This is a genomic window from Moorena sp. SIO4G3, assembly GCF_010692305.1.
Lineage (GTDB): Bacteria > Cyanobacteriota > Cyanobacteriia > Cyanobacteriales > Coleofasciculaceae > Moorena > Moorena producens_A.
Map to the genome: position 1 here is coordinate 1 of NZ_JAAHIG010000490.1, position 5818 is coordinate 5818.

A 5818-nucleotide genomic window follows, 5' to 3' on the forward strand; every position below is an offset into this window, starting at 1 on the left:
AGCACGTCACAAGATGACTGCAAGCCGAAAGGTTGAAGGAGAACCTAGGAGCCGTATGAGGTGAAAGCTTCACGTACGGCTTTGGAGCGGAGGTGCATCGGGTAATACCGGACATCGACCGTAATAAAAAAGCGGATAAGATTGTTCGCACCATCATGACCCCTGAGCAGATTGGGTTACCTTCTAAGCTCTGGGAGTGGGCAGTCAATGACACAATCAAGGCGATCACTGCTCAACAAGAAGCGGCCAAAGTCTTTATTATCAGGGAAATTTACGGTAAGACTTCCGACAAAAGTGAGCGTAAACGATTGTTAGAACTGCTCAAGACTGACCCCAGGGCTGACCCTTGGTTACATCGGATATTCCGAAAGCAGTATCAGCGTGGGCATACCTTTGTCCGTAATCAGATTGTCTACCAAAATAATGGCTACAAGTGCAAGCGGCTAACCCGTAACACTGTAGAACTTCAAGTAGCTGGGTTAAACCGGGGAAAGCGAGTCAGTCTGAAACTGAAATGTCGCCACGTCCTTAAGGGTCAAATCAGATTAATCCAGAATGGCCAAGGACGGTTAGAAGTTCACACGATCAGGACTAAAGCCATCCCTGCTGTTGAGAAGCCTGTAAAGACCATAGGGTTAGACAAGGGATATACTGAAGCGTTTTATTTATCGACGGGTGAAACAGTCGGTGAGGGTTTGGGGGAATTACTCAGCCGCAAGTCATTGCGGCATGGTAGGACTAACCGCAATCGTTACCGGCTATTCCAACATGCCCAGCGCACACCAGCAAAGCTTGAAACTATAAAGTTCAATAATCTAGGCTACAAGGTCAAATCAAAGCGTTTGGCTCAGGAGAAAGCCACAATCAAAAATTTAATCCGTACAGACTTGAGACGGGCGATCAATGAGCCTACTCAAATCTTTGCCGAAGATCTCACATCACCCATTGTTAACAAGACCCAAGCCAAAGTGATCAATCGGAAGCTTAACCAATGGATGAAGGGAGAGTTACAAGATTCTTTGGTTTCAGTCGCCAAAGAGACAGGGTCAGTCGTTACGACGGTTAACCCTGCATACACATCGCAAGTTGATAGCCAAACCGGGACGTTACTAGGTCAGCGGAGCGGAGATCGCTTTACCCGTTATACGGGGGTTGTGTTACAGGCTGATCAAAATGCCGCATTGAACATCATGCATCGCGGTTCTGACACTGAGATTACTCGGTGGATGAAATATGCAGACGTGCGCAGAGTATTGTTACTGCGCACTGTTCGGTACTTAGCCTCTGACGGGAAAACCGTAACTGAAGCCTTAAACCTGGGTTGGCTTAACTCCAAGTTTAAGACAGAAGCCCTACGGTTAGAGGCCAGTATCACCTAGCGGGGTGCTAGGTAAGGTTAAGCACGGACTAGGGAGAATTGCCCCAATTCACCAACGCTCTGTAACAGCGACCTAGTTAGATGAAACCAGCAATATGAGACACTTTTAGGGATACTGCATAGTTTGACCTAGATTTAGTTCACCCCGTTGCGTTGATGAGATGGTAAGGTCAACCTTCAACCTTCAACCTTCAACCTTCAACCTTCAACAAAAATCAACCATGACGACTCAATTAAGCGACTATATTAAAGAACTAATTACCAAAGCCAGAATTGTCAGCTTTGCCAACTGGCAAGACTCCTATCCCCCAGAGATTATCGAGCATTTCCAGGCAGCTGATGATCACCGTCGCTATCTTACCGATGATGACTTGCACCAGATTAAAGCCTGTTCACCAGATACGGAACCCTTAATCAATACAGCCAAATTTTTGCGGGATAACGCTTCTGATATTGTTTCCGAAGCCCGGGAAACCGTATTGGCTCAATATCCTGATATTACTAAACCAGGAGGTAGTCTTTATCCTGCCCCACGAGCAGAAGCCTGTTGGCGAGATTTTTGGCATTTCCTCCGTTGTATTACCTATGGAATTGCTGGGAGTAGCACCGAGTTTACTAGTGCTGAAGGACTGCACTATATGAACTTGTTGTACAAAGAAATGCAAGTTCCAATCCCCGCAATGGTATCAGGATTAGAACAGATAAAGGCAGCTAGTTTAAAGAGATTATCTGAACCAGACACAATAGCTCCCTATTTCGATCATTTAATTAATGAATTGACAAAATTTAGCTAAACCAATAAATTAGCAAAATAACTATTTTATTTAAAATTTAAACGAGATAGTAATGATAGTTAATGTAAGGATTCAGCTTATGGGCTAGGCGCACGCTACTTGAGGTGCTATCAACTATTAGCTATTAGCTTTGGGCAAAGGCTCACGCTACGGTATAGCACTACGCATTAAGCTTAGGACATTCCTAAACTCTGAAACTTAGTCATAGCTTACTTCTGACTTCTGACTTCTAACTTCTGACTTGCGCGTAGCGCTATAATGGCTCAGGGCTGACGGCTGACTGCTGATTGCTGAATGCTTACTATTTAATTAACTCAAAATTTTGAATTATTTAAATTAACAAAACCATGTTCATATCCAAATTTAAATACTTCTTTGATTGCTGTGTAGGAACCTGGGTGGCACAACGTACCTATCACGATCTGACTCACCAGCAGGTAGAGCGATCCCGTACACAATTCACCATTGAACAAAGCGTGTGGCGCATTCCCCCACCTCGTTCAGGTGGGGGTTAGCCCACGGCAATTACAATAGTCAAAAATAGGAATAAAAAAGGAACATTAACAAGGGATTGTCGTCTTATATTTTGCAAGCTAAAATATTAACTATAGGATAATTGGTTATACCAGTGAAAGCGCCAAATAAAGTTATAAGAACCGACAAATGGCAACTTAACCCAACTCCCGATCAAAAAATACTATTAGGGGAGACGGTTAAGGTGTATCGCCGTGCTTGTCGGTATTTGGTTGGAATTATTTACACTCACTGGTCTGATTTAGGGGAATTAACAGCGGATCAACTAACTCCGGCTGTCGAAAAGTTAATGCACGCCTCCGCCAAGCGCCCCAATATTAAATACCCTCAATTCAATAAAACTTTCTACAAGTTCCCTAGCTATTACCGTCGAGCCGCGATGGCATTTTCCGCTGGTCAGGTGAGTAGTTTTGTTACTCGTTATCGGGAATGGCAATCGGGAAATAGAAACAGAAAAGATGCAAAGCCTCCGAAGCTTAATGCAGATACTGGTTGCTACCCTGCTCTCTACAAGGGGCAGTGCTACAAACTACATGGCTATAACCAAGTAGAAATAAAAGTTTTCAATGGATCAGATTGGGTTTGGACTACGGTTAAGATTACCGGATTGAGGGAGCGCCACTTAGTAGAAAGCAATAAAATGATGTCTCCTTCGTTGGTGTTCAACGAGAGATACTGTAATTTATCTGTTCCATTTACTTGTAAGCCAGAAAAAAGAAAACCAGAAGCTAATGTTACAGCAGTAGATCTGGGGATTAACACCACTGCAACAATAGCGGTTGTCACTCATAGCGGCACTGTAATCCACCAGGAATTTATTCATCCGGGGAGAGACATAGACCGTAGGGACAAGCGACTAAAATCCGTATCTATGCGGGCATCTAAAACCATGGGTAAAGGCGGAAAACTTCACAAAGGATTCTGCTCTTTGACCTATGAAAAATGCCGAAGAATTAACCATCAAATCGGCCATATTGTTTCTAAGCGGATTGTCGAGATTGCGGAAAAATTTAATTCTGAAGCTATTGTCTTTGAGAACCTTAAAGGATGGAAGCCAAAAGGTGGACGGAAACGGTCTAACCTACGGCAAAGGTTTCATGGATGGCTGAAGGCCAAAATTCGCAATTTTACCGAAATGAAATGGGCTGAACTTGGAGGAAAAGTAATAGAGGTTGTGGCGGCTTACACCTCTAAGCTCGCCTACGATGGTTCCGGTACGGTTAAACGTGATTCAAAAAATTACTCCCTAGCAACCTTCCCCTCAGGTAAGCGATTTAATGCCGACCTCAATGGCGCTTACAACATCGGTGCTAGAGGTGTACTGAAACTCACTCGCAGAAATGGCAGTGAGGGTCGTTCCAGCAAAAGCTCTGGACGACCGCCTAGAAGCTGGGCCTGTCTATGTGATCTTTGGGCAACGGTTAGTCAATGATTAGCATAAGACACCACCACCTCGTTCAGGTGGTGGAAGCTTCATCCCCTGTCTTCTCCCCTCAAAACTAAGGTGTTGATGGATAATCAGCAACCTGACTTACCTAATATCAATGACCTGTGTGGTTATCATCTTGGTTTCGAGACAGTTTCTGAAAAAGGTGAACGGGTGTCCCAACAACTGAATATGCTCTTTGTCCCTAAGGTCGAAGAATCAATGATTATAGAGGGAGATTATTTACGCGATCGCGCCTACGAAGAAGCTAAACCTAAAGTGGCTCATTTTCGCTTCGATACCAATAAACTAGAACTTTTGATGACCACCTACTATACCCGTGTGGTATCTGTTGATTCCATTACGCTGATCAATCCCAACTTAAGAATCCGCAAAATTATTAATTACCAGCGTCCTCTAGAAAGCGAACCCCTAGACAAGGTGGTTCTAGTGGGCTTTGGGGTGGAACAAAAAGCTTGTTGAACCTCCCCACCCGTCGCAGGGATGGGGATTCCCAGGCACAACAACGTTGGTTGCTGTTATCTCCATGGGCGTAACTTTCCCCCGCACCGGAGGTAGCTGGATGGGGTCAATTCCCAGTTTTTTGAGACCCCGCAGTTTGATGTTTACTGCCCCGTTTATGTCAGCATCATCGTAATGACCACAGTTAGTACAGACGAACTTTTCCTTTTTTCTGTTTTCTTTACTGGTGTGATGACATTTTGGGCATCCAACAGATGTGTGCTTGGGATTTATTTTTACGACCGGAACGCCTGACTTTGCGGCCACGACTTCGATCTTTTTGACCAGTTCACCCCAAGCTGCATTAGAAATTGAGCGATTTAAACCTCGTTTTCTTGATTGTCCATTGCGGTCATAGCCACCATTTTCATTGGGTCTAGGTTTGCAACGAGATTTCATTGCCTTAATATTCAAGTCCTCGAACACTAAGGCATCTGTACCATCAACTAATTGATTGGCAACATCCCAGTGATAAGCACTACGCTTATTTGTTATACGTTCATGGAGTGAAGCTACTCTGGCATAAGATTTCCCTCTGTTATTCGACCCTTTTCTTTTTCGACTAGCTGCTTTCTGCCTCAGTTTTAAACGTCTTTCTCTACACCTAAAAGACTTTTGTTTGGCTGGATTGGCTATTGTTCTCCCATTAGAGATACTGATTAGCTTATTGATGCCTAAATCACAGCCTTTAACCCTCTGAGGCTTAATCTCGCTTTTGTCTTTTACTGGAGTAGTTGGCACTGATTTATCTTCAATTTGAAGACTTACAAACCATCCGCGAGCTTTCCTACGAACAGTTACAGATTTTAGAGTGAATCCTTCAGGAATAGGGCGAGAGTTGTAAAAGCCCATCCAGCCAATTCCTGGGAGGTATATTCTGTCACCGTTTAATTTAACTTGACCAGGTGCATATTTAAAACTTCTAAACCGCGACCTTTTCTTAGGTTTCGGGTATCCAGTTTCTCATGCAAAAAAACTTAGAGAAAGCAACATCTAACTGCCTCAGGGTTTGCTGTAAAACAGTTGAATGGATTGCCTGTTACGGTCGATGCCTGGTATTATCCAGGGCACCTCCGCTTCAGAACCGTGCGTGAAGTTTTCACCTCACACGGCTCCTGAGTATCTTTTTGGCTCCAGTGTAATTGCTGGTGACAACTTTGGTGA

General features: G+C 44.0%; 5 protein-coding genes and 1 pseudogene. 5 read left to right on the top strand and 1 reads right to left on the bottom strand.

The window, feature by feature from the left end:
* Nucleotides 1-92 precede the first annotated feature (92 nt).
* From F6J99_RS40855 to F6J99_RS40875, 5 genes are all read left to right on the top strand, one after another.
* Nucleotides 93-1379, top strand: a complete 1287-nt coding sequence (locus F6J99_RS40855; protein WP_293122104.1) for a zinc ribbon domain-containing protein — start codon at nucleotides 93-95, stop codon at nucleotides 1377-1379.
* 160 nt (nucleotides 1380-1539) lie between these two features.
* Nucleotides 1540-2172 (top strand): phycobilisome protein, encoded by a 633-nt coding sequence (locus F6J99_RS40860; RefSeq protein WP_365975248.1) that lies wholly within the window; start codon nucleotides 1540-1542, stop codon nucleotides 2170-2172.
* A gap of 347 nt (nucleotides 2173-2519) precedes the next feature.
* Nucleotides 2520-2687, top strand: a complete 168-nt coding sequence (locus tag F6J99_RS40865) for a phycobiliprotein lyase (RefSeq protein ID WP_293122107.1) — start codon at nucleotides 2520-2522, stop codon at nucleotides 2685-2687.
* A 113-nt stretch (nucleotides 2688-2800) separates the two neighbouring features.
* On the top strand, nucleotides 2801-4138 hold the full coding sequence (locus F6J99_RS40870; protein ID WP_293122109.1) for a transposase: 1338 nt from the start codon (nucleotides 2801-2803) through the stop codon (nucleotides 4136-4138).
* A gap of 78 nt (nucleotides 4139-4216) precedes the next feature.
* Nucleotides 4217-4615: a phycobiliprotein lyase gene (locus tag F6J99_RS40875; protein ID WP_293122111.1), complete on the top strand. Its 399-nt coding sequence runs from the start codon at nucleotides 4217-4219 to the stop codon at nucleotides 4613-4615.
* Here F6J99_RS40875 and F6J99_RS40880 read toward each other — a convergent pair.
* Nucleotides 4580-5551, bottom strand: a pseudogene (locus F6J99_RS40880) (transposase); the annotation flags it as partial. The gene F6J99_RS40875 and the pseudogene F6J99_RS40880 overlap by 36 nt on opposite strands.
* Nucleotides 5552-5818 lie beyond the last annotated feature (267 nt).

Bases quoted from the DNA above. Each gene is read 5' to 3' on its own strand.
- F6J99_RS40860 (WP_365975248.1), top strand. From the start codon at position 1,540: ATGGTAAGGTCAACCTTCAACCTTCAACCTTCAACCTTCAACCTTCAA.
- F6J99_RS40865 (WP_293122107.1), top strand. From the start codon at position 2,520: ATGTTCATATCCAAATTTAAATACTTCTTTGATTGCTGTGTAGGAACC.
- F6J99_RS40875 (WP_293122111.1), top strand. From the start codon at position 4,217: ATGGATAATCAGCAACCTGACTTACCTAATATCAATGACCTGTGTGGT.